Origin of the sequence: Algiphilus sp., from assembly GCF_965216485.1 — a bacterium.
Classification (GTDB): domain Bacteria; phylum Pseudomonadota; class Gammaproteobacteria; order Nevskiales; family Nevskiaceae; genus Algiphilus.
This window is the reverse complement of the sequence record NZ_OZ244162.1, coordinates 720,708-743,716: the sequence shown is the minus strand read 5'-3', so window position 1 is coordinate 743,716 and position 23,009 is coordinate 720,708. Positions and strand designations below refer to the sequence as shown.

21 protein-coding genes are annotated in these 23,009 nt (G+C 65.0%); 10 read left to right on the top strand and 11 right to left on the bottom strand.

Annotation, left to right across the window (positions count from 1 at the left end):
- Nucleotides 1-149: 149 nt before the first annotated feature.
- Nucleotides 150-947 (top strand): delta-class carbonic anhydrase, encoded by a 798-nt coding sequence (locus ACOOFO_RS03390; protein ID WP_420428254.1) that lies wholly within the window; start codon nt 150-152, stop codon nt 945-947.
- Between the two features lie 167 nt (nt 948-1,114).
- On the opposite strand, the gene ACOOFO_RS03385 is transcribed toward ACOOFO_RS03390, so the two are convergent.
- Nucleotides 1,115-2,323: an argininosuccinate synthase gene (locus ACOOFO_RS03385; protein ID WP_420428253.1), complete on the bottom strand. Its 1,209-nt coding sequence runs from the start codon at nt 2,321-2,323 to the stop codon at nt 1,115-1,117.
- A gap of 82 nt (nt 2,324-2,405) precedes the next feature.
- On the opposite strand from ACOOFO_RS03385, the gene rnt reads away from it, so the two are divergent.
- From rnt to lipA, 4 genes are all read left to right on the top strand, one after another.
- Nucleotides 2,406-3,041, top strand: a complete 636-nt coding sequence (gene rnt, locus ACOOFO_RS03380; RefSeq protein WP_420428252.1) for a ribonuclease T — start codon at nt 2,406-2,408, stop codon at nt 3,039-3,041.
- A gap of 142 nt (nt 3,042-3,183) precedes the next feature.
- Entirely contained in the window at nt 3,184-3,978 is a 795-nt protein-coding gene (locus ACOOFO_RS03375; RefSeq protein WP_420428251.1) for a GNAT family N-acetyltransferase, read from the top strand.
- 3 nt (nt 3,979-3,981) lie between these two features.
- Nucleotides 3,982-4,845 carry a lysophospholipid acyltransferase family protein gene (locus ACOOFO_RS03370; protein ID WP_420428250.1) on the top strand — a complete coding sequence of 288 codons (864 nt, stop codon included), beginning with the start codon at nt 3,982-3,984 and terminating at the stop codon, nt 4,843-4,845.
- A 76-nt stretch (nt 4,846-4,921) separates the two neighbouring features.
- On the top strand, nt 4,922-5,872 hold the full coding sequence (gene lipA, locus ACOOFO_RS03365) for a lipoyl synthase (protein ID WP_420429627.1): 951 nt from the start codon (nt 4,922-4,924) through the stop codon (nt 5,870-5,872).
- Here lipA and murU read toward each other — a convergent pair.
- Nucleotides 5,869-6,540: an N-acetylmuramate alpha-1-phosphate uridylyltransferase MurU gene (gene murU, locus ACOOFO_RS03360; protein ID WP_420428249.1), complete on the bottom strand. Its 672-nt coding sequence runs from the start codon at nt 6,538-6,540 to the stop codon at nt 5,869-5,871. The genes lipA and murU overlap by 4 nt on opposite strands.
- Nucleotides 6,537-7,562 (bottom strand): aminoglycoside phosphotransferase family protein, encoded by a 1,026-nt coding sequence (locus tag ACOOFO_RS03355; RefSeq protein WP_420428248.1) that lies wholly within the window; start codon nt 7,560-7,562, stop codon nt 6,537-6,539. Before ACOOFO_RS03355 ends, murU begins: the two co-directional genes overlap by 4 nt.
- Before the next feature lie 101 nt (nt 7,563-7,663).
- Here ACOOFO_RS03355 and ACOOFO_RS03350 point away from each other — a divergent pair, with 101 nt between their 5' ends.
- The 5 genes from ACOOFO_RS03350 to ACOOFO_RS03330 are packed head-to-tail and all read left to right on the top strand — an operon-like array spanning nt 7,664 to nt 13,482.
- Nucleotides 7,664-9,823: an LPS-assembly protein LptD gene (locus ACOOFO_RS03350; RefSeq protein ID WP_420428247.1), complete on the top strand. Its 2,160-nt coding sequence runs from the start codon at nt 7,664-7,666 to the stop codon at nt 9,821-9,823.
- Between the two features lie 59 nt (nt 9,824-9,882).
- Nucleotides 9,883-11,172: a peptidylprolyl isomerase gene (locus ACOOFO_RS03345; RefSeq protein WP_420428246.1), complete on the top strand. Its 1,290-nt coding sequence runs from the start codon at nt 9,883-9,885 to the stop codon at nt 11,170-11,172.
- On the top strand, nt 11,156-12,193 hold the full coding sequence (gene pdxA, locus ACOOFO_RS03340) for a 4-hydroxythreonine-4-phosphate dehydrogenase PdxA (protein ID WP_420428245.1): 1,038 nt from the start codon (nt 11,156-11,158) through the stop codon (nt 12,191-12,193). Before ACOOFO_RS03345 ends, pdxA begins: the two co-directional genes overlap by 17 nt.
- Nucleotides 12,190-13,029 carry a 16S rRNA (adenine(1518)-N(6)/adenine(1519)-N(6))-dimethyltransferase RsmA gene (rsmA, locus tag ACOOFO_RS03335; protein ID WP_420428244.1) on the top strand — a complete coding sequence of 280 codons (840 nt, stop codon included), beginning with the start codon at nt 12,190-12,192 and terminating at the stop codon, nt 13,027-13,029. Before pdxA ends, rsmA begins: the two co-directional genes overlap by 4 nt.
- Nucleotides 13,030-13,044: 15 nt before the next feature.
- A complete protein-coding gene (locus tag ACOOFO_RS03330; RefSeq protein ID WP_420428243.1) occupies nt 13,045-13,482 on the top strand; it encodes a universal stress protein in 438 nt (145 codons plus the stop codon).
- Between the two features lie 20 nt (nt 13,483-13,502).
- Here the strand turns inward: ACOOFO_RS03330 and ACOOFO_RS03325 are convergent, their stop codons facing one another.
- Genes ACOOFO_RS03325 through ACOOFO_RS03290 form a run of 8 tightly spaced genes read right to left on the bottom strand, consistent with a single transcriptional unit; the run spans nt 13,503 to nt 23,004 of the window.
- Nucleotides 13,503-15,872 (bottom strand): diguanylate cyclase domain-containing protein, encoded by a 2,370-nt coding sequence (locus tag ACOOFO_RS03325; RefSeq protein WP_420428242.1) that lies wholly within the window; start codon nt 15,870-15,872, stop codon nt 13,503-13,505.
- A gap of 53 nt (nt 15,873-15,925) precedes the next feature.
- Nucleotides 15,926-17,719: a pilus assembly protein TadG-related protein gene (locus tag ACOOFO_RS03320; protein ID WP_420428241.1), complete on the bottom strand. Its 1,794-nt coding sequence runs from the start codon at nt 17,717-17,719 to the stop codon at nt 15,926-15,928.
- Between the two features lie 14 nt (nt 17,720-17,733).
- Nucleotides 17,734-17,979 carry a DUF3613 domain-containing protein gene (locus tag ACOOFO_RS03315; protein WP_420428240.1) on the bottom strand — a complete coding sequence of 82 codons (246 nt, stop codon included), beginning with the start codon at nt 17,977-17,979 and terminating at the stop codon, nt 17,734-17,736.
- Nucleotides 17,980-18,029: 50 nt separating this feature from the next.
- Nucleotides 18,030-18,692 (bottom strand): hypothetical protein, encoded by a 663-nt coding sequence (locus tag ACOOFO_RS03310; RefSeq protein ID WP_420428239.1) that lies wholly within the window; start codon nt 18,690-18,692, stop codon nt 18,030-18,032.
- 31 nt (nt 18,693-18,723) lie between these two features.
- Entirely contained in the window at nt 18,724-19,656 is a 933-nt protein-coding gene (locus ACOOFO_RS03305; RefSeq protein ID WP_420428238.1) for a type II secretion system F family protein, read from the bottom strand.
- Nucleotides 19,653-20,588 (bottom strand): type II secretion system F family protein, encoded by a 936-nt coding sequence (locus ACOOFO_RS03300; protein WP_420428237.1) that lies wholly within the window; start codon nt 20,586-20,588, stop codon nt 19,653-19,655. Before ACOOFO_RS03300 ends, ACOOFO_RS03305 begins: the two co-directional genes overlap by 4 nt.
- On the bottom strand, nt 20,585-21,805 hold the full coding sequence (locus ACOOFO_RS03295; protein WP_420428236.1) for a CpaF family protein: 1,221 nt from the start codon (nt 21,803-21,805) through the stop codon (nt 20,585-20,587). The genes ACOOFO_RS03300 and ACOOFO_RS03295 overlap by 4 nt, the downstream gene beginning before the upstream one ends.
- Nucleotides 21,802-23,004, bottom strand: coding sequence for an AAA family ATPase (locus ACOOFO_RS03290; protein WP_420428235.1), 1,203 nt, complete (start codon nt 23,002-23,004; stop codon nt 21,802-21,804). Before ACOOFO_RS03290 ends, ACOOFO_RS03295 begins: the two co-directional genes overlap by 4 nt.
- Nucleotides 23,005-23,009 lie beyond the last annotated feature (5 nt).

Genomic DNA, 23,009 nt, shown 5'->3' with positions numbered 1-23,009 from the left:
TATACGCCAGCGCCCGGTCGCTCCCGGGCAGTGCCAGGGTCCGACATCGACAGTGCGTTGTTCATCTGATTTTCATGAAACAGATAGGCCCTTTTCAGGCCCATGGTCGGAAAGTGCGATGTTCAAACACGTGTGAATAGGGAGCGACCATGCCTGACCGTACAACACTGGCCCGCTGTACCCTCGGCCTCGCCCTGCTGTTTCCGATCGCCGCTGCAGCGGAGGTGTGCAGCGGTTTCGGCCCGCAATCCCCCCGCGACATCGCCTCGCCCACCGGCGAGAACCCCCTCATCTTCGGTGAGGCACCCGCGCCCGCGGAACTGCATCTCTGCAATATCCACCTGCACGAGAATGCCGAGCACCGCGCGCCCGACTACGCCATTCTCAAGACCACCGACCGCGACGACGGCGTCGGGGCCGGCTATCAGTGCGGAATGGCCACCACCCTCACCAAAGCGGAACTCAAGGCCCCGAAGGTCAACCACTGCACCGACCTGCAGCCTGGCGATACGGTCGAGGTGCACTGGGTGTTCAGTTCCTGCCCCGCCACCCCCGGCAAGGGTCTCGGCGCCTGCCTGACCGAAAACTGCGTCAACCCAACCCTGCGCGTGGAAGCCCAGGTCTACACGCTTGTCAACGACCCGAATGCGCTGAACTTCATGGAAGCGGCTTATCAGGGGCACACGGTCAACGGCAAGCCGCAACCCAAATCACTGCCCATCGGAACGGGCACGCCCGTGGAATACCTCGGTTCGACGACTGGCCCGAGCTATGACGAGGCGACCTGTTCCCCGCTGCAGGTGCATTGGAGTGTCCGCCCGCAGTGCGCCAAGCTCGACATCAACAGCCTGAGTGCGTGGTGCAAGGACAACGTCTTCGAGGAGAAGGCGCCGCATGGCGTGCGCGAACTGGTCACCGAAGCCTCGTTGCTGTCCGAGATTCGCTAGGGCCTGTTCACACGCGGCCGGTCGTGGCGTTGGCCCCGGACATCGCGCCAGGCAAGGCGCTCGCCGCGATCAACTGAGTGTTAAAAGGCCCGAGACACACACCGTAGACAGCGCCGTTGTGCAACCGGGGCCGAGTTGGCCCCGGTTTTTTTGGTGACGGCGCGGGCTCAGCGATCCCGCTGAGCGGCAGCGCGCAGGCGCAACGCATTCAGCCGGATGAAACCTTCAGCGTCCTTCTGGTTGTAAGCCCCTTCATCGTCCTCGAAGGTGGACAGCTTGGCGTCGAACAGCGACGCGCTCGAGCTGCGCCCTTCGATGATGACATTGCCCTTGTACAGCTTGACGCGTACCCGCCCGCGCACATTGCGCTGCGAGGCATCGATGGCGGCCTGCAACATCTCGCGCTCCGGACTCCACCAGTAGCCGTTGTAGATCAGCTCGGCGTAGCGCGGCATCAGCTCATCCTTGAGATGGGCGGCTTCGCGGTCGAGTGTCAGCGATTCAATGGCGCGGTGCGCGCGCAGCAGGATGGTGCCGCCGGGCGTCTCATAGCAGCCGCGTGACTTGATGCCGACATAACGGTTCTCGACCAGATCCTGACGCCCGATGCCATGACGGCCACCCAGCGCGTTCAGCGCATCGAGTAGAGCGTAGGGGCTGAGGGTCTGCCCGTTCAGAGCCACCGGATCGCCACCTTCGAAGTCGATGGTGATGATTTCCGCGGCATCCGGGGCTGCCTCGGGCGACACGGTCCAGCGCCACATGTCCTCTTCGGGCGTCCAATCCGGATCCTCGAGGCCGCCCCCTTCGTAGGAAATGTGCAGTGCATTGGCATCCATCGAGTAGGGCGAGCCACCGCCCTTCTTCTTCTCGATCTCGATGCCGTGCTCAGCAGCGTAGGCCAGCAGGCGCTCGCGCGAATTCAGATCCCATTCGCGCCACGGCGCAATGATGCGCACATCCGGCGTCAGCGCGGCCACACCCAGCTCGAAACGCACCTGGTCGTTGCCCTTGCCGGTTGCGCCGTGGGCAATGGCCTCGCAGCCGGTCTCGCGCGCAATATCGGCCAGCCGCTTGGCGATGAGCGGACGCGCAATCGAGGTACCGAGCAGATATTCGCCCTCATAGATGGCATTGGCGCGAAACATCGGAAACACGTAGTCGCGCACGAACTCCTCGCGCAGATCGTCCACGTAGATTTCGCGCACACCCAGTGATTCCGCCTTGCCGCGTATATGCGACAGGTCTTCCTTCTGGCCGAGGTCCGCCGTAAAGGTCACGACCTCGCAGTGGTAGGTATCCGCCAGCCACTTGAGAATGACCGAGGTGTCCAGGCCGCCAGAGTAGGCCAGCGCAACCTTTGTGATGCCGCTCATGAGGATTCCGGGAATGCTGAGGAATCGGGAATTATAGGACGGGTGCTAGAGTCTCACTGTCCACCGCGTCCGTCCCCGCCCCATGCCGTCCAATGAAAACCGTGTGATCGCCAACCGCTTCCGCGGCTTTCTGCCGGTGGTGGTCGACGTCGAGACCGGTGGCTTCAACAAGGACACCGACGCGCTGCTGGAGATCGGGGCGGTCATCCTTGGCGTGGAGCAGGATGGGCGGGTAGTCCCGCGCGAGAGCCTCGCCACGCATGTCCAGCCCTTCGCCGGCGCAAATATCGAGCAGGCCGCGCTGGAAGTGAACGGCATCAAGGTCGACAACCCGCTGCGCATGGCCTTGGCCGAACGCGAAGCCCTCGACCGCATTTTCCGCCCGATTCGGCGCGCGGTCTCGGAGTGCGGCTGCCGGCGCGCGATTCTTGTCGGCCACAACGCGCACTTCGATCTCGGCTTCATGAATGCCGCCATCGCTCGCACCAACTACAAGCGCAGCCCCTTCCACCCCTTCTCGGTGTTCGACACCGTCACATTGGCCGGTGCCGCCTTGGGGCAGACCGTACTGGCACGGGCGCTGGAAGCCGCCGACCTGCCCTATGACGCCAATGAGGCGCACTCGGCCCTGTACGATGCCGAGCGCACAGCCGACCTGTTCTGCCTGCTGGTGAACCGCTTCAGCGCGGCCTTCGGTAGCAAGCAGGACGAGGATTAACCAACGCCCTGTGGCGCTGACTGGCGCGTCGATACTGCCCAGCTGACCGCGCAGTAAGCGTCACGCAATCTTCATGATCGCGTCACGTTGAAGCAACCAGGGGTTCATAGAGTGCGCACCATTCTCTTTAAGGTTGTGCGCTATGTCCGTGACCTGCTTCGCCCCGGACGCTTCGGGTTCCCGCTTTCACGTCGCGCTCGCGCGCGATGTCGACGACGTCACCGAAAGTCAGCAGTTGCGCTATCGCGTCTTCGCCGGTGAACTCGGCGCCGACATCGACGATGGCGGCAGCATGCTGGACCGGGACCGCTACGACGATTTCTGCCGCCACCTGCTGGTACGCGATACCCAGACCGGAGCGGTCGTCGCCAGTACGCGCTTGCTCAGCGATGAGCAGGCTGCGCGCGCCGGCGGCTTCTATTCCGCCAGCGAATTCGATCTGGAGATGATCCACAGCCTGCCAGGTCGCGTGCTCGAACTCGGCCGCACCTGTGTCGACGCGGACTACCGCAACGGCACGGTCATAGCGGCGCTGTGGCAGGGCGTGGCGCGCATCATCACGGGCGAAGGCTTCGACTATCTGTTCGGCTGCGCCAGCATTGGCCTCGACGATGGAGGCGCGCGCGCGCACTCGATGCTCGACACCATTCGTCGCCGCCACATGGCGGAAGCACGCCACCATGTGCGCCCATACCAGCCGCTACCCCGCGCCGATCAGCCGAAAAGCGATGTCGATGCCCTCAAGGTGCGCATGCCGCCCTTGCTCAAGGCCTACCTCAGCCTGGGCGCGAAGGCCTGCGGAGAGCCCTACTGGGATCGCGACTTCCAGTGTGCCGACGTCTTCATGCTGCTCAACGTCAGCGAGTTGAACCCCCGCTATGCGCGCCATTTCCTCAAGCGCGCCGAGGCCAGCAACGCGAAGCGCCTGGCCGCCTGACGCGTGAACGATACGGCACGCATTTCTGCGCCCCGGCGCTGGTGGCGGGGTGCGCGGGTCGTCCTGCTGCTGCTGCTTGCCTTCCTTCTTGCGCTCTTGGTCGGCCTCAGCTTCCGGCGTATCCGCCCTGAGCCTTTGGCGCAATGGTGGTATCGGCGGCTGCTCGGTGTGCTGCAGATCCATGTGCAATGGAAGGGCGAACGCGACCCTAGCGCTCGTCTGGTGGTGGCAAATCACGTCTCCTGGCTGGACATTGTCGTCATCGGGGCGCAGGTACCGGCACGCTTCATCGCCAAACGCGAGGTGCGTGACTGGCCCGTCATCGGTTGGCTGGCGCAGGCTGCTGGCGCCTTCTTCATCCGTCGGGGCAGCGGAAGCTCCAAGGCGCTGGTCGAACGGCTGCAGCCCCATATGCAGTCGGGCGGATCGGTGGTCCTGTTCCCCGAAGGAACCACCACGGACGGCTCCACGGTCCGCGTCTTCCATGCGCGCATTTTCGACGCGGCAGTGGCAAGCCAGTCTCCGGCGCAGCCACTGGCCTTGCGGTACGGCCGGGCGCCGGATGGAACCGCTGTCGCCCCCTTCATTGGGGACGATGATTTCTTCCCGCATCTGCTGCGCATTCTTGCCACCCCGGCACTGCAGGTGGAGGCGACGTTGCTGCCCGCAGTCGCCTGCGAAGGCGGGCGTGCTCCGATGAGCCGCCAGGCCCGGCAGGCGGTGCTGGCCGCGCTCGATCTGCGCGACGAAGCCGTGCAGGCGCGTACGGAAAGCATCCGGCGAAAGGCGACAGCGACAGTCCCAAGCCCCCTACAACATTCGGACACGGCGGCGGAAGACCTGCGGCAGGCGGGCCAGTCGCGGTAAACTCTGCGGTCCACGCACGATTGCGAGGCCTGCCGTGAGCTCCGCCGTAGACACCCCGCGTACACGCCGCCCCTCGATGGCGCCGGGTACCAAGATGGATGCCGCCGAAAAGATGGCGCGCATCCCCGTAAAGATCGAAGCGACCCAGCAGCGCGAGCGCAAGCCCTCCTGGATTCGTTCGCGCATGGGCAATGCCGCCGAAGTGGCGCGCATCAAATCGTTGCTGCGCGAGCAGAAACTGCACTCAGTGTGTGAAGAAGCCTCCTGCCCCAATCTGGGCGAATGCTTTTCGAAGGGCACGGCCACCTTCATGATCATGGGCGACATCTGCACGCGGCGCTGCCCCTTCTGCGATGTCTCGCATGGCCGACCCGATGCACTCGACCCCGACGAGCCGGCCCATCTGGCCGACACCATCGCCCGTCTGGGACTGAACTATGTGGTGATCACCAGCGTGGATCGCGACGATCTGCGCGATGGCGGGGCCGGGCACTTCGCCGCCTGCATCGACGAGATCCGGGCGCGTTCCCCCCAGGTGCGCATCGAAGTGCTGGTTCCGGACTTCCGCGGCCGCATGGACCCGGCGATGGCCATCTTCAACGACCATCCACCCGATGTCTTCAACCACAACCTCGAAACCGTGCCGCGACTCTATCGTCAGGCGCGACCCGGTTCCGATTACGAGTGGTCCCTCGACCTGCTCGAGCGCTTCAAGGCCGTGCATCCGGAAGTACCCACCAAATCCGGATTGATGCTGGGGCTGGGGGAAACCAACGAGGAAGTGGAGGCCGTCATGCGCGACCTGCGCGCCCACGGCGTGGACATGCTGACACTCGGGCAGTATCTGCAGCCGACCAAGCACCACCACCCGGTGGAGCGCTATGTGCACCCGGACGAATTCGCGCAGCTGAAAGCGACCGGAGAAGCGATGGGCTTCGCGCATGTCGCCAGCGGGCCCATGGTGCGCAGCTCCTATCACGCCGACGAGCAAGCCGAACCGTTGCTCGCCCAACGGGCGGCAGTCTAGGGCGCGGTCAGCGCGGCTTCCAGCGCGGCGCGGCGCTCCGGCGTGCCGACGTCGCACCACTTGCCGGGCAACATGGCCGCGGAGGCGCGGTCTGCATCCGCAGCCCGGCGCAGCCAGGGCGCGAGCGGAAAACTTCCTGCCGGCGCCGCTGCGAGCAGCGCGGGACGCAACTGCGCGATCCCGCTGTAAGTGTTGCGGCTGCCGGTGTTGCGCAGGCGGCCGCCCTCGAGCGCAAAGTCGCCCTCGACGTGATTCTCCGGATTGTCCACCAGCCACAGGTGGGCATCATCGTCGTCCACGAGTGCCTTCTGCAGCAGCAGTCGGTAATCCGCATCCGTCCAGACATCGCCATTGACCAGCAGGAAGGGTGCGTCGCCCAGCAAGGGCAGGGCGTGATGGATGCCACCCCCTGTCTCGAGGGCGGGCCATCCCTCCGGCGAATAGCGGATACGCAATCCCCATGCGGCGCCATCACCCAGGACGGCGGGAAGCTGCTCCCCGAGCCAACCGGTATTGATCACCACTTCGCGGCAGCCGGCCTGCGCCAGCTTGCGCAGGTGATGTGCAATCAAGGGCTCGCCCGCCACGGGCAGCAGCGGCTTGGGCGTATGGTCGGTTTCGGGGCGCAGACGATGGCCGCGCCCGGCGGCGAGGATCATCGCCTTCATGGCATCCGCGGCAGCACGTGGCGCTCCACGATCCGCGCCAGCGGAACAAGCTCCGGATAGGCCGGCGCCACGGCCATGACATAGCGCACGAAGCGCGGCGTATCGGCAAGATATTTCGGTTTGCCGTCGCGCAGCGTCAGCCGCGCAAAGATGCCGAGCACTTTGAGATGACGCTGCAGCCCCATCCAGTCGCAGTCGGTGATGAAGGCCTCGCGCGTCGACGGCACGGGCAGCGCCATATGGCATGCGGCCTCGTAGTAGCGCGTCAGCCCGTCCTGTACTGTCTCCTCCGGCCAGCTGGCGAAGGCGTCGCGATAGAGCGAAATGACGTCATAGCTCACCGGCCCGACGACCGCATCCTGGAAGTCGAGCACCCCCGCTACCTCGTCGTCTGTATCCATCAGATTGCGAGGCATGAAGTCGCGGTGCACGAAGACCTGCCCTTGCGCCAGTGCACGCTCTACCAGTGCATGCTCGACCTGCTGCAGGGCTTCCGCTTCCTCCGCATCCAGCCGCACCTGCAGGTGGCGCCCCAGATACCACTCGCCGAACAACGCAAGCTCGCGTGCGAGCAGCACACGGCTGTAGGCCGGCAGTGCGCCGCGTCTAGTTGCCTGCTGCCACGACAGCAAGGCCGACTGAGCACGTGCGAAATAGTCCTCGGCATTGTCCAGCGTCATCACGTCGAGGAAGGTGCGGGTCCCCAGATCACTGAGCAGCAGGAAACCTTGCGCCAGATCGGCTGCGTAAATCACGGGAACGCGCAGCCCGGCCTGACGCATCAGTTCCGCCACCTGCAGGAAGGGCGTGCTGTCCTCCTGCGCGGGCGGTGCATCCATGACGATGCGCGACTCGGCTGCCGTGTGCACCCGGAAATAGCGTCGGAAACTGGCGTCCGCCGATGCGGTTGCGACCGCGTTCACGGGGGCATCCATGCGCGTCGCGGCCCACTGCACAGCGGCACGCGCACGATCATCCGGCAGCGTATCCAGACCGGCTGGAGAGATGTCAGCTTGGCTCATGTGGCGAGCAAGCCTATGCGCACGCGGCCTCGCGCGCAATTGCCGCCGCCGTGGCGTGCGATACTCCGCGGCTCCGCTTTCCGAGCATCGACAGGGGTGCAATGCTGGGGTTACGACCACCCTTTCTGGCGGCAGCCTGCTGCCTCTGCTGGTCAGCTCAGGCCGTGGCCGCGGCGGGGCAGTGCGAACAGCCGCTGCCGGACGATGCGCCGGCTCTGGCAAGCAGCACGGAAGGCATTCAGCTCGATGCCGACTCGGCAGAGCTCATCCGCGACGGGCTTTCCACCCTGCGCGGTGATGTGCGTGTCACCGATGGGCGTCGCGCCTTCCAGGCGGAGCGACTGCGTTTCGACACCAGCCGGAAACTGGTGGAGATCGACAGCCGCAGCCAATTCCGCGAGGAGGATCTGTATGTCAGCAGTGAGGGCATGCGCTTCGACATTGAAGGCGGCACTGGCACCTTCGATCAGACCCAGATCATTCTGAGCGATTCGCGGGCGCGCGCCGGCGCGGCACGCATGACCCTGTCGGAGACAGGCACGGCCACGCTTTCGGGGGTGCGCTATACCACCTGCGCACCGGACAGCCAGGCCTGGTCCCTGCAGGCCGCGGAGATCGAGTTGGACCGCGCCTCGGGCCTGGGTACCGCCACCCACGCGCGCCTGCGCATCTTCGATGTACCCGTGCTGTACCTCCCCTGGCTGCAGTTCCCGCTGGACAATGCGCGCCGCACCGGCTGGCTCTATCCGAGCATCGGCACCTCCTCGCGCAACGGGGTGGACGTGACCTGGCCGCTCTACGTCAATCTGGCCCCCAACTACGATCTGCAGATTGATCCGCGCTGGCTGACCCGCAGGGGTCTGCAGATGGGCTCGACCTTCCGCTATCTGGGCAGCCAGCGAACGGCGTCGCTGGAATACGAATACCTGGGCAACGACAGCCGCACCGACGAGGATCGCGCCTATGGGCGACTCCGCCACCGCGGTCTCATCAACGACCGCCTGTCGCTGGATATCGACTATGCCGAGGTCAGCGATTCGGCCTACTTCGACGACCTCGGTTCCGAATTGAACGAAAGCGCCCTGACCTTTTTGCCGCGCGAGCTGCGCATGGTCTACAACGCGCCGGCCGAGTACACCGCGATGATGCGGATCTCGGACTACCAGACGCTCGACCCCAGCCTTGCGCGCCAGGAGCGCCCCTATCGACGACTGCCGCAGCTGCGCTTCACCGCGGTCACCCCCGGACGCCTGCTATATACCCGCGCCGGCCTCGACGCGCGCTATGTCAACTTCGATGCCGACGGACTGGTGGAGGGGCAGCGCTACCACCTCAACCCCTATCTGCGGACTTTCATCGATCGCAACGGCTGGTTTGCCGGCACGCGCGTGGAATGGCGCTACACCGACTACAACCTGCGCGACACAGAGCCCGGCCAGCCGGACCACATCACCCGCAGTCTGCCCAGCATCAGCGCCGAAACCGGATTGCGCTTCGATCGCCGCACCAAAGGGGGTAGTCGCCAGACACTGGAACCGCAGCTGTTCTATCTCTACACACCCTTTCGCGAGCAGGACCGCATTCCGGTCTTCGACAGCGGCGAAACTGACTTCGACATCATCCAGATCTTTGCCAACAACCGCTTCAGCGGCATCGACCGTATCGCCGACGCGAACCAGATGGCGGCCTCCGTCACGAGCCGCCTGCTCGATGCCGAGAGCGGCGACGTCCGCTGGAGCGCGACGGTGGGGCAGCTGGTCCGCTTCGAGCGATCGCGCGTCACCCTGGACGGCATCGGCGCAGCGCCCAGCGGCGTGACCGACGTGATCACCGCCTTCGATTACCGGCTGTCGCGACGCTTCTCGGCGGAAGTACTCTCGCTGTGGTCACCAGAGGACACGGCATTCAACCGCACCCTGTCGCGCCTGCGCTTCGACGATGGCGGTCGGCGCGCCAGCATTGCCTATCGCTACCGGCGGGATCAGCTTGAGCAGGCCGATCTGCAGGCGCGCTGGCCATTGGCCGCCGGTTTCGCGGTGACCGGTCGTTGGCGGACCTCGCTGCGCTTCGAGCAAAGCCTGGAAACGCTGGCCGGCATTGCCTACGAAAGCTGCTGCTGGAGTGCGCAACTCACCTATCGTCGCCATATCGCCACCAACGACGGCGAATTCGATAGTGGCGTCCTGCTGCAGTTCCAACTCAAGGGGCTGGGCGGCTTCGGCAGCGGCAATGGAGGGCGCAACAGCTACAGTGGATTCTAGGAGGAAGGGGCGAGGCCCATGCTATCGTTGCGGGTTCAGCCTCTTGCCCCTGCATTTCCATGCCATTGCGCCCTTTCCTGCTGGCCCTGTTCCCCGTTTTGATGGCTTTACAGGCTCATGCCGCCACCCCGATCGACCGCATTATTGTCGTGGTCAACGACGGCGTGATCCTGAAGAGCGAACTCGAATCCGCAATGGCGGATGCCCGCGACCAGCTCCGGCAGCGCGGCGTGCAGACCATCCCGCGCGCCGAACTGCGCGACCAGGTGCTAGAACGCCTGGTGCTCACCCGCATCCAGACCCAGCGCGCACGCGAGGCAGGCATCCGGGTCGATGACCGTGAGCTCAATGATGTCATCAGCGGCATCGCCCAACGCAATGGCATGACGCAGGCGGAGTTTGCGCGTCAGTTGCGCCAGGAAGGGCGCGACTATCTGGAGGTCCGCGAACGCATCCGCGACGAAATCATCACCCAGCGCCTGCGCCAGCGCGAGCTGCAGGCGCGCATCAATATCAGCGAGGACGATGTCGATGCCTATCTTGCCCAGGAAGACGATGTCGGCGATAGCGAAGTCCGCCTGTCGCACATCCTCATCTCGGTAGGGGACGGCGCCAGCCCGGAGGAACGCCAGGCCGCGCGCGACAAGGCCGAAGCCATTCGCAACCAGCTGCAGGAAGGCGCCGACTTCGCGGCACTTGCCGCCGCCCAGTCGGATGGCCAGCAGGCCCTCGAGGGCGGCGACCTCGGCTGGCGACGGCTGGCTGAATTACCGCCCGCCTTTGCCCGCGCCATCAGCTCCGTCGATATCGGTGGGCTCGCGCCCATCGTGGAAGCCACCAGCGGCTATCACATCCTTCGCGTCGAGGAACGTCGCGGCAACAGTGATCGCCAGATGGTGACTGAAACACGGGCGCGCCACATCCTCATTCAACCCGACGAGCTGATGGACGAGGAGGCGGCGCGCGAGCGCGCCTTCGAACTCAGTGAGCGGCTGAACGAAGGGGCCGATTTCGCGGAGCTGGCCCGTGAATTCTCCGACGACCCCGGTTCGAAGAACGACGGCGGCGATCTCGGCTGGCAGGCCCCCGGGCAGATGGTCGATGCCTTCCAGCGTCAGATCGATGCACTGGAGCCGGGTGAGCGCTCCCGTCCCTTCCGCAGCGAATTCGGCTGGCATATCGCCGAGGTCGTGGATCGTCGCGAGCGGGACGCCACCGAGGAGCTGCGCCGCCAACGCGCGCGCCAGGTCATTGGCGAACGACGCATGCAGGAGGAATACGAGATCTGGCTGCGTCGCCTGCGCGACGAGGCCTACATCGAGTATCGCCTGGGTGAAGACGAGGCCTGATTCCCGCGCGCCGCTGCTCGTCGTCACCCCCGGCGAGCCGGCCGGTATCGGCCCCGATCTGGTCATTGCCAGCGCACTCGCGCGGACCGGTCAGGAGCGGGCGCGGCTGGTGATTGCGAGCGACCCCGCCCTGCTGCAGACACGCGCCCGTCAGCTTGGCGTAGACATCACGGTGCGTTCTGTGCCCGCGGGTCAGGTGCCCAGCGCAGAGGATCTCGACCAAGCTCTCTGCGTCTGGCCGGTACCGGGTTATCAGCCAGTGCAGCCGGGCCGGCCCGCGGCCGGTAACGCGCGGCACGTGCTCGCGACACTGGATCTTGCGGTTGCCGCCTGCCGCGACGGAACCGCTGAGGCCATGGTGACAGGGCCGATTCAGAAATCCGCGATCATCGAGGGCGGCTATGCCGACTTCAGCGGCCATACCGAATACCTTGCTCACGTCACCGGCGCCCCCCTCCCTGTGATGATGCTGGTCGCCCCCCATGCACAGCCCGGACCGCTGCGCGTGGCACTGGTGACCACGCATCTTCCGCTACGCGCCGTACCCGAGGCGCTCACGCCGGCGCTGCTGAAACAGTCGCTGCAGGTTCTCCTCCACGATTTGCAAGCGAGCTTTGGCATCGCGCAGCCACGCGTGGCGGTGACCGGCCTCAATCCGCACGCCGGCGAGTCCGGCCATCTTGGCCGCGAGGAGATCGATTGCATTGCCCCGGTGATCCACGCGCTGCGCGCTGAGGGCGCGCAGGTCGAGGGTCCGCTGCCAGCAGATACGCTGTTCACGCCGCGGCACCTTCAGGCCTTCGACGCCGTACTGACCATGTACCACGACCAGGGCCTCCCGGTGCTGAAGTACGCCGGCTTCGGCACGGCCGTCAATCTCACACTGGGCTTGCCGATCCTGCGCGCGTCGGTGGACCACGGCACAGCGCTGGATCTGGCAGGCACAGGCACAGCCGATGGCGGGAGCTTTTCGGCGGCCATCGCCATGGCTGCCGAACTCTGCCACCGGCGCCGCGCATGATGACCATCGAGCGCGCGCGCGCCGACAAGCGCTTCGGCCAGAACTACCTGCACGATCGCCGCGTCGTAGATCGCATCATTCGCGCGATCGCACCTCGCGAAGGCGACTGCATCGTCGAGATCGGTCCAGGTGAGGGCGCCCTCACCGGCGCCCTCATCGATTCGGGCGCCACCGTCACGGCCATCGAGCTCGATGAGCGCCTGCTACTCGGGCTGCAGGCGCGCTTCGCAGATCGCTTCACCTTGCTGCATCAGGACGCGCTCCGCGTCGATCTGGATGCCTTGGCCCGCAACGGTGACCGGATTCGCCTGGTGGGCAACCTGCCGTACAACATTTCCACGCCCCTGCTCTTCCATGTGCTGCGGTTTGCCCACCGCATCGACGACATGCACTTCATGCTGCAGAAGGAAGTCGTTGACCGCATGGGGGCAGACGTAGGCTCCAAGCAGTACGGCCGCCTGACGGTCGCGCTTGCCGCCCACACCGCGGTGGAACCCTTGTTTGATGTGGCACCGGGTTCCTTCCGCCCCGCGCCGAAGGTCACCTCGACCGTGGTGCGCTTGCGCCCCAGACCGCCGAAGCCGCGGCTACTGGCACCGCAAGCCCTCGACCGTTTGCTGCGTGCCGGCTTCTCGCAACGGCGCAAGACCCTGGCCAATGCGCTCTCCGGGGTATGCCCCAAAACGCTGCTGAGTGACTGTGGTATCGATCCGCGGGCCCGTGCGGAGACGGTGACGCCTGCAGCCTGGATCGGCCTCGCCAATGCGCTGGGCACGCCGGCAGCCAGCGAGGACTTGGAGCGCCCGGCCACATCCGGCACTATCGGGAAGTCCTAAGCCGAGGAAGTCCCCATGGATGCCTATCGCCACGTACTGGCTGCCGTCGAAGCCCAGGAAACGGATGGCCCTCGCGTCTTGCACCATGCCTGGGATATCGCGCGCCGATTCGAAGCGCAGTTGTCGGTGGTCCACGTTGTGGAGTACATCCCGATCGACCCCGCCGGCGACGCCCTGCTTGCCACGCCCCTGGATCTGACGCAGGAGCGGCGAGAGCAAGCCGAAGCACGTCTGAAGCAGTGGTGCACGGACGCCAAGATCGTCACCGCCCATACCTGGGTGACCGTGGGCAGCACGACACAGGAAATCATCCGCGCACGCGAGGCGGTGGAGGCGGACCTGATTGTCATCGGGCACCGCTCCCGCCGTGGCTTGGCTGCGCTGTTCAGCTCGACCGACGATGGCGTGCTGCATCATGCGCACTGCGACGTCCTGGCCATGCATCTCGATTAGCCCGTGCGTCGCGGCCGCCCTCAGTTGGCCTGGCGATTTTCCCGTTGAGCAGGACCCTGACCACTGTCTGCACCGAAGTAGACGTGCACACGGTCACGGCCGGCCTTCTTGGCCAGATACATGGCGCGATCGGCCTGCGATAGCAAATCACCGGCTTCCACCGGATCTTCGGTGTCGCCCCGGAAGACGGCCACACCGAAGCTGGCAGTAATGCGGATCGAGCGGTCGCCCACGGAGAAGGGCTCGGACATGGCCTCTCTCACTCGCTCGACGAAGGCCTCGACCTGTGCGCGATCCCCCGCCTGTGGCCGTAGCACGACGAACTCATCCCCGGACAGGCGTGCCACGGTGACCCCTTCTCCACGCATGCCTTCGAGTCGCTGACCAATCGCGCGCAGCAAGGCATCGCCAGTCTCGTGACCATAGCGGTCATTGACGCGCTTGAAATGGTCGATATCCAGGAACAGCAGGGCCAAGTGGTCACCGGCCTGCACTGCTTCGCGCAGGGCGTCGCGCAGGGCATGCATGACCGCCGCGCGGTTGGCGAGACCCGTGAGTTCGTCCTGCCGCGCCTGGCGCGCAAGACGCGACTCGGCCGCCTCCTGCTCGCTGCAGTCGGTGGCCATGGCCATGAAGACGGGGGGCTCCTCGGAGCGGGAATAGCTCAGCCGGACCTCGACCGGATAGCTTGTGCCATCGCCGCGTCGATGGCGCGCGCGGTAGCGCACGTGCTCGGTCTGTCCGCTGCGCAGGTGGACGTAGTAGTCCTGCAGCGTGTCTGCATCGACGCCCTCGGTGATCATGACCGGCGTCATGCGCGCGAGTTGCTCGTCCTCCAGTCCGAGGTTGCGCTGGGCGGCGCGGTTCACCTCGGTGAAGTACAGCGATTGCGCATCGAAGACGTAGATTTCCTCCGCCGCGTAGTCGAACAGCCGGCCCATGCGCAGCGACAGATTGTCCTTGCGCAGCTGCTGGGTGAGATCGCGCAGCACCAGCACGAGATGCCCGTCGGATTCCTCTCCCAGAGGCTGTGCGAGCAGCTCCACCGGGAAGGTGGTGGCGTCCTGACGCCAGCCGACCACACGAGGCAGACGCGCTCCCGCCTGATTGTCGCTGTAGTCGCGGACATGGACTTCGGGCATGTTGAGAAAAGGCACTGGCATCAGCTTGGTGACCGTCGCCCCGATCAGCGCGCCGCGCTTGTAGCCGAACATGCGGGCAGCGCGCGCATTGGCAAAATTGATGACGCCCGCTGCGTCGGTGGTCAGCACACCCTCGTCCAGGTGGTCAACGATGTCCTGTGTGCGACGGGCGTCTGCGCGCAGGCGATCAACGTTTTCGCGACGGTCGCTGATATCGTGGAAGAACAGCACCGCACCATCAGACTTGCCGCCACCGCCTTCCAGCGCCGCAGCCTGCATTTCAATGGCGTGAATGGCGCCATCCCGTGCGCGCAGCCGGCATTCCTCGGCAAAGGTCTCGCAGTTCTCCCGCACGGCCGTTTCCGCCGGCGTGGTCAGGGGTTGATCGTCTTCCGCCAGGGGATGGAAGACGGAATACACCAGACGGCCGATGGCGTCTTCTCGCGACCAGCCGGTAAGCTGCTCCGCGACCTTGTTGATCTCGCGGATCCGGATATCGGCGTCCACGATGATGACGCCGCGCTGCAGGCGATTCAGTGCCTGTGCGGCACGGCCATCGAAGGATTGCTCTGGCGGTGGCCGGTCGGTGCGAGGGCTTTCTGCAGTCGCCGAACCGCCGCGCGCACGCTCGGCCAGGTGCGCGGCAGGTAACCGCACCGGACGCAGATACAGGGTGACACCCGAACCCAGCAGCACCATGCCACCGAGCAGGAGCATCCATCCCTGCCAGTAGAGTTGGGTAATGGCATCCGCGCGAGCGATGGCCACCCTATCGGGAGCGCTTACGTATTCCACGGAGGCGACGCTGCGACCATCGCGGCGTATATCGAAGCGGCGGCGCTCGCCCGACTGGTCCAGCATGAAGCTCCGCAGGCGGTCGATATAGAGCGGCGAGATCATGGGAATGGAGAAGCCTTCATAGGCGCTGGCCTCCGCCACGGTGGTACCGCCTGGCACCGAAATCGACAGATATCGCATCCCGATCGTGCCGCGATTCACCAGCGTGCGCACGAAACCCTGGAGATCTTCCGACCCTCTTTCGGCCAGTCGCGTTTCAATCGCCGCGCGCAGTTGCCGCTCGCTTTCATCGGCACCAATGCTGTCGCTCAGACGGCCGGACTGCAGCAATGCCACCACCCCTGCCACGATCAGCACCACCGCCACCGCCATCCATGCCAGCAGGGCACCGCGCCCCAGCGAAGCGGGCCGCGTGGACTGGGACAGGACGCTGAATGGCGAACGGCTCATGATGGCAGTGTAGCCCTCGAGAGCGCCGTGCGATAGTTCGTGCGCGCCGCCAGCTAGCGCGCCGCCGAGAAGATCTTCGGTCGCTGCACCGTCATCTCGGTCACGGTGACATCGGCACCGGCCAGGGAAACGCCCAGGCCTTCCAGTGCAGGGGTGAGTACCTCATCCACGGTATCGACAAGGGCCGTCACAAGGGTGCTCTGCAGCACCGGCCTTGCGGCGGCCAGCACGCTGTTGAGCACGGTCCCGGCGAGACCGACCGGAGGCGTGCCGGCGACCGAGAGTTCGATCTCTATGGCCTGATCCAGCAACTGCGACAGCGTGGCCGTCATCGGGGCCGCCACGCTGAAGGATTTTGGGAAGGGCTCTTGCACCCAGAACTCCTCGTCCGCGCCCGGCAAGGTGACCGGCGCTGCCAGCGCGATCCGGATCTCAATGACGGGATTGTCCTGAAGCAGATCGCACAGCGCGTTCTGCTGCGGGGAGAGAAGCCCCAGCAACCCGCAACTGAGGCCGGTGAGCTGCTGCAGCACGCCCGCCAGCGGGGCGGCGGAGTCCTCCAGCGAGGCCTGGAGCTGGGCCAGTGAGAGTGTGACCGTGATCGGTTCCAATCCGATGCTGGTGACGCTGGTGCGCGTGCGAATGCGTGCCTCCCGCAGGGGATTGCCAGCACTGGGGCAGCGCACACCAGTCACCGCTGCACGCGCGCTGGCCGCCTCTGCGAAGAGCTCAATGCTGGTCCCGGTGGGCAACAAGCCGGTCAGCGGCACCTGTGTGCTCACCCGCGCCTGCGCCGTACGGGCCTCGGTCAGTTCCTCGCCGTCCTCTCGAAATCCTGGGGGACCTTCCACCACCTGCGCCGCTTCGCGCAGGCGGACGGCGACCTCGCGGCCACCGCCGAGCTGGATCAAGGCTTCGAAGAAGCCATCGATCAGCACGGACTGGATGGCGGCTTCGACCAACGCGCCCGCGGACACCGTCACGCCATTGATCGCAGGCGCGATCTGACCCTCGAGATTGACGAGCTCGGCAGGGATCAGCGTCTGATTCAAGCCTTGCGCTGCCGCAGCGAGGGCACTCGTCACACTGGCGGCAACCAGTTCGTTGGCCGCCAAAAGGGCATCGCTGATGCCATCAAGAAAGGCCGGGAGCGTCGTTTCCTCCGCCAGCACTTCCGTGATCTCGGACAGCGAACCGGGCTCGAGCACATCAAGCAGATTGATCTCGGCATCGACCAAGGCGGCGTAATCCAGAGCCGTGATGCTGAGATTTCCGGGCAGGGCCTGCAACAGGGTGCCGGGAGCCTGCGGATTGATGCGCGCGCCGTAGCTGCCCAGGGACAAGGCCACATCGTTGCGGACCGAGGCGCTGGCGTCCGCAAACAACCGCCGCTCATCGGGCGCTTGCTGGGCCGCATCCGTATCCGTCTGGGGTGAACTCTCGACAAAAAGGGGTAGCAGTCGCGGCGGTGCCGGGCGCTGCAGGCCGACCTGCACGGCGAAGCTGCGGTTGTCCGCATCCGGATCGAAGAAGCGAAGCGCATCCGGTGTGCGATTGATGCCGCCCACGCGCACGGTGGTGAGGTTGCCCGCATCGAAGCCATTTCTTATCAGGCTATCGATGGCGACGGTGTTGGCGGTCGCGAGCGGGCTGTCCTGGATAGGGCCATAGCAACCGCTGGCCTTGCGACTGGCGTCAAGGGCCGCAAGATTGGCGGCGTTCTGCAGATCGCGCTGGGCGAAATAGAGCCGCCCGATATCGACCGTCAGCGCCATGGCCGCAAGCAGCGCGGTCAGCGCGATGGCCGCGAATACCGCTGCCGCGCCCCGTTGTCGATGCCGGTGCATCGTGAAAAGGTGCGCTAGCGCTGGCCTTCGGCGAAGCTCTGCCGCTCGAAGGACTCAGGAATTTCATTGTCGAAGCTCTTGCTGTAGCGCTTCCAGACACGGTCTGCGATTTCCGCACTGAAGCCCTCGGGCGGCCCGTCGGCCGCATCACCGCTGACCTGCAGCTGGACCCAGTCCCGGGTGTGCTGGCCAAAGCGCGCGGATTCTTCCTCGTCCTGTGTAACCGGCTGGGCGAAAAGTGGAGCGCTGATCGCGATCACAGCGCTCGCTGCAGTAAGACGAAGCCATGGTGTAGACAAACAGGGCATCTTTAACCTCCGGTTGATGGAAGGATGGTGGCACGCAGGCGTTCGGCCTGATCGCGCATTTGCGCCAATTCCCGATCGGTCATGCCCACCGATTCGGCCAACTGGCGCGCCGACTGCTCATCCCCCCGGATCAGCATCAGCAGCATGAGGTTGGTTCGCGCGCGCTGATTGCTCGGCTCCAGTTCCAGCGCCGTCGACAATTGCAGGCGGGCATCTTCGGGGCGCCCGGCGCGCAACAGTGCAAAGCCAAGATCGTTGCGCATCGCGACATTGGTCGGCCGTGCGCGCACGGCGAGGATGAAGTGCTCGATGGCCTTCTCGAGTTCGGCATCGCGGGCATCGATCAGCCCCAGCCCATGATGGGCTTCGGCGTCGTAGCGCGTACCGCGCAGGTTCAGGAAGATGGCCTTCGCCTGCCCATCCAGGCGCAGGCCATAGAGCGCTCGGGCCTCGTACAGCGAAAGGCGTGGGTCGTCGTCGCCCACGCTGCGCTGATGTTCCTCGATGTGCGCAAGGGCCGCGTAGTACTTCTCCTGCTGCAGAAGCTGGGCAATGAGATCGCGATAGACCGCGTCTTCCGCATCGGCGGGGCTGCGCAACTCGGTTTCGCGCTCCACTTCCCGGACAAAGCCGCTGCCACTGCAGGCGGCAAGCAATGCCGCCATCGCGACACAAATCGCGCTTCTACACACCGGACTAGCCCGCCACATTGCCAAGCGCCTTGATCACCGACACGAATGCCGGACCGGCGACGAAGATCAGCAGTGCCGGAAAGAAGAACAGCACCATGACCACTGTCATTCGGCCCGAGGTGGCATTGACCTTCTCGCGCATATCCATCGTGCGTCGCTCTTCGAGATTGGCCAGCGTTTCCATGAGTGGCTCGCGCACTTCACCACCATAGCGATCCACCTGGCGCAGCACGCCCAGCACATTGCCCAGATCCGAAACCTGAAGCGCCTGTTCAAGGTTGCGAAGAACCTCGGTCGAATCGCCACCGGCATCGAGTTGTCGCGTCACCACCGCGAATTCGCGGTTCAGCTCCGGGAGCGTTCCCCGTCCCTCACGCACCAGACTGGAAAGAGCCTGCCGGGTCGACAGGCCTGCTTCGAACAGCAGGACAAGCAGGTGGATGAACAGCGGGACTTCGCTCGCTATGCGCTCGCGTCGCGCCTCGGCGCGGCGGCGCAGATAAAAGCGCGGGGCGAGCAGGCCGATGATCACTGCCAGCAGAAAATACATCAAATAGTTCAGATGCGGTGCCTCGGCCGGCTTACCCAGCCAGAAAATGCCCGCAATCAGCGCCGCGCATACCGGTACCAGCAACTGCGCAAGATAGTAGAGGCTCTGTTGCTTGCTCTGACGCCAACCGGCCTGAACCAAGAGCCGCGGTGTCTCGTTGTCCGTGTCGACCAGCTTCTCGATGGCCCGCCCGCTGTCGGCCAGCTCGCTCAGAAAGCCCTCGGAGCGTGGATCCACATCACCGTGGCTCGGCTCATCGGCCACCAGTCGCCGGCGCAGGCGGCGTTCCTGGCGCGCCCGCAGGAGCAATAGCACTGTCAATCCGACGGCCAGAATGGCGATGAACAATGCAGCCGCGACAAGAACGGGGAGCAGGGCGGGGTTCATGCGTCACCCTCCTGCACCTTGGCCAGCATGCGCCAGATGACGAATACGCCCGCCGCCTGCAAGAGCGCCGAGCCAATCAGCATGTAGCGGCCACCGGTATCGGCCCACATGGTGGTGTAGTACTCGGGGTTGCGCGCCAGGATGTACAGCATCAGGCCCACGGGGATGACCGCGAGCACTACCGCCGAGAAGCGTGTTTCGGCGGTCAAGGCGCGCAACTCGCGCGCGGCCATATCGCGCGAACGGATCGCCTGCACCAGGCTGCGGAAGATCTCGCGCAGACTGCCGCCATACTTGCGGTTGATCGACGCCGCCATGGCCATGACGCGCAGGTCGCGGATGCGATGGATGTCGGCCATGTCGGTGAGTACGACTTCCACCGACGCCCCCAGTCGCACCTGTCGCCCGACGCTGACAAAGAGACCGCGCAGCGGGTCGTTGGACTCCTGGGCAGCGGAGATCAGTGCTTCCTCCAGGGAGTTGCCCGCCGACAGCACGCGCGAAACGCTCTCCAGGAAGTCCGGAAGCTGTTCGATGATGCGTGCCCGCTGACGGGCAGCCTGTCTGGAGAGTACGGCCCAGGTCACCACCAGAACGATCACGATGGCGACCAGACCAGCCAGAACCCCCATCAAGACCAGCGCGATCGGCACCAGGAGGGCGAAGGCGATCATCCAGCGGGCCACCATGGAGGGCTCGGTCTCGGCACCGGTGCGCCACACCAGATGACAGGCCCAACGCAGCACCGGATTGGAAATGGCCTCGTCTTCGCCGAATCCGCTGGAGGCAATCAGGGCATCGTCGCCGGCGCGAAGACGCATCAACACGTCTTCCTGCCGTTCGCGCGTGCGTGCCCGCGTCCAGAGCAGCATGGCGCCGAAAACGGCCACGACCGCCGCCAGGAAAAGGCCGATGGAGGCGAGCTGGCTCATGGCTGTTCCCGTAGATCGATAATGGCATCCGCTTCCTGATCGAAGCGGAACAGGTAACGCAACTGCACGTCGCCACCGCGCAGGCCCTGCACTTCGGCAATCGCCATCAGCTTGCGTGCCCCATGCGGCAGGCGGCTGACATGCACCAGCAACTCGACGCCGGAAACGATCTGCCCGCGCAGCGTGACCTCGCTACCCGAGTAACCTGCAAAGCCCGCGAGCATTTCCAGCCGGTGGATGGCGTCGTCGATGCCATTGGCGTGAATGGTCGTCATCGACCCGTCGTGCCCCGTGTTCATGGCCTGCAGCATGTCGAGCACCTCATCGCCGCGCACCTCGCCGACAATGATCCGATCCGGTCGCATGCGCAACGCGTTGCGTACCAGATCGCGGGCGGTGACGGCGCGGCTTCCCTCGAGGTTGGGGGGCCGCGTCTCGAGACGCACGACGTGCGGATGTTCGAGGCGCAGTTCGGCCGCATCCTCGACGGTCACGATACGTTCGACCTCGGGAATCCACTGTGACAGCAGATTGAGGAAGGTGGTCTTGCCCGAACCGGTACCGCCCAGAATGAGGGTGTTGGTGCGATGGCGTACCCGCTCGCTCAGATAGTCGACAACGGCGCGCGAGACGGTTCCGTACTCGATAAGGTCTTCGGCAGTGAGGGCGTTCTTGCGGAACTTGCGAATCGACAGGCAGGGACCATCAAGCGCAATGGGCGGAATGATGGCGTTGACACGGGAGCCGTCCGACAGGCGCGCATCCACCATCGGCGTCGATTCGTCCACGCGTCGTCCGAGTGGAGACAGAATCCGCTGGATCACGCGTAGCACGTGGGCGTCATTGGCAAAGCGAATTGCCACCGATTCCAGCACGCCATTGCGCTCGACAAAAACACGATTCGGGCCGTTGACGACGATATCGTTGATGGAATCGTCATCCACCAACTCCTGCAGAGGACCGAAACCCACCAATTCATCGCGCGCATCCCGGGCCAGCCATTCGGTCTCGCGCGCATTGACCGGCAGACGCTGATCGACCACATACCGCCGCACCTGGTCGGTGACGAAACGTTCCACGCGCTCCGACGACCAACTGTCGAAATCGAGATCCCGCTCCTCGATCAGCTGGATCAAATGGCGGTGCAGATTGCCCTTTAGCTCCTGGTACTGATCCGAGAGCCGGAAGTGGTCGGACCGGGCGCCTTCCTGCTTCATACCTTACCGAGCCAGCGCGCGAACAAGCCTCCCCTGCCTTCCGATGCGCTCATGCCACCGCCACCCCACAGCAGGTCGGCAAGCTCTTCAATCTCGCGGAGATAAGGGTCCTTGGGCGCAACCACGGACAAGGGCTCCCCGGAATTCATCGCCTGGACGCGGTTCAAGGGTTGGCCACTGAGGGTGCCGGCCAGCGGCAACTCCAGCAACTGCGCCAGATTCTCCCCCTCCAGCCCGAAGCGCCGCTGGTAGTTGTCCACCACCAGCCGCGTATGATTCAGCGCGCCATCGTGCATCCGCAATTCGCGCAGCAGATACTTGCTGTGGCGCGACTTGAGAATGGATTGATCGGTGATGAGCAGACTGCTCTCGCTCATGCCCAGAATGTCGCCAATGGTGTCCGTACCGATATGGCCATCCATGGACACCACGATGAAACCGAACAGGGTGCGCAGGACCTCCAGCAGCTTGACCAGTTCTTCGCCTTCCAGCCGCGGATAGCCGATGCGTTCCTCCGGCAGGGTCAGCACATACAGGCCGCTGCCGTGACGCGCGAAGGCAGTGTCCACGAGTGTCTGATCGCAGCGATAGACGTCCTGTACCGCATCCAGCAAGGTGTAGGAGGGGTGCAGATTGAGAAACACGGACGCCGCGCCGGGAGGTGCCGAAAGATCCACAAGCAGGCCGCGCTCTCCGTCAAGCTTGCGTTCGAGAAAGCGCAGGGCGAGGTGCTCGGCCGCAAAGGCTGTTCCTTCGTAGGCGGCCGCGGAAAACACGGTCACCACCTTGCCTTGCGCACCGTGCTGCGGCCTCGGTCCGCTGCCGAGCGAGCGTCGCAATACCTTGGAAAGCAGATTGGGCAGATACTCGTCATCGCGCTGAAGCACGAAGAAGTCCCGCGCGCCGCTACGCATGGCGGAGAGCACGATGTCCTGCGCACCGTCTGCCCCCATGCCGACCACCGGCACATCGGGGAAACGGTCAATAAAGGCTTCCACCAGCCGTGCCCGGGTGTCCTGATTGGCCGCGGAGAACTCGAAGCAGGCCACGTCGATGCGACCGATATTGCTGACCCGTTCGATCAGGTCCTCGGTGGTGCCTGCGCGCACCAATGTGAACTCCGCCGCGCTGCCCACCCCGTTCTGCAGCCAGTTGACGAAGACCGGATCATCCGCAATCACCACCCCCTGCGTCTTCATCGTCG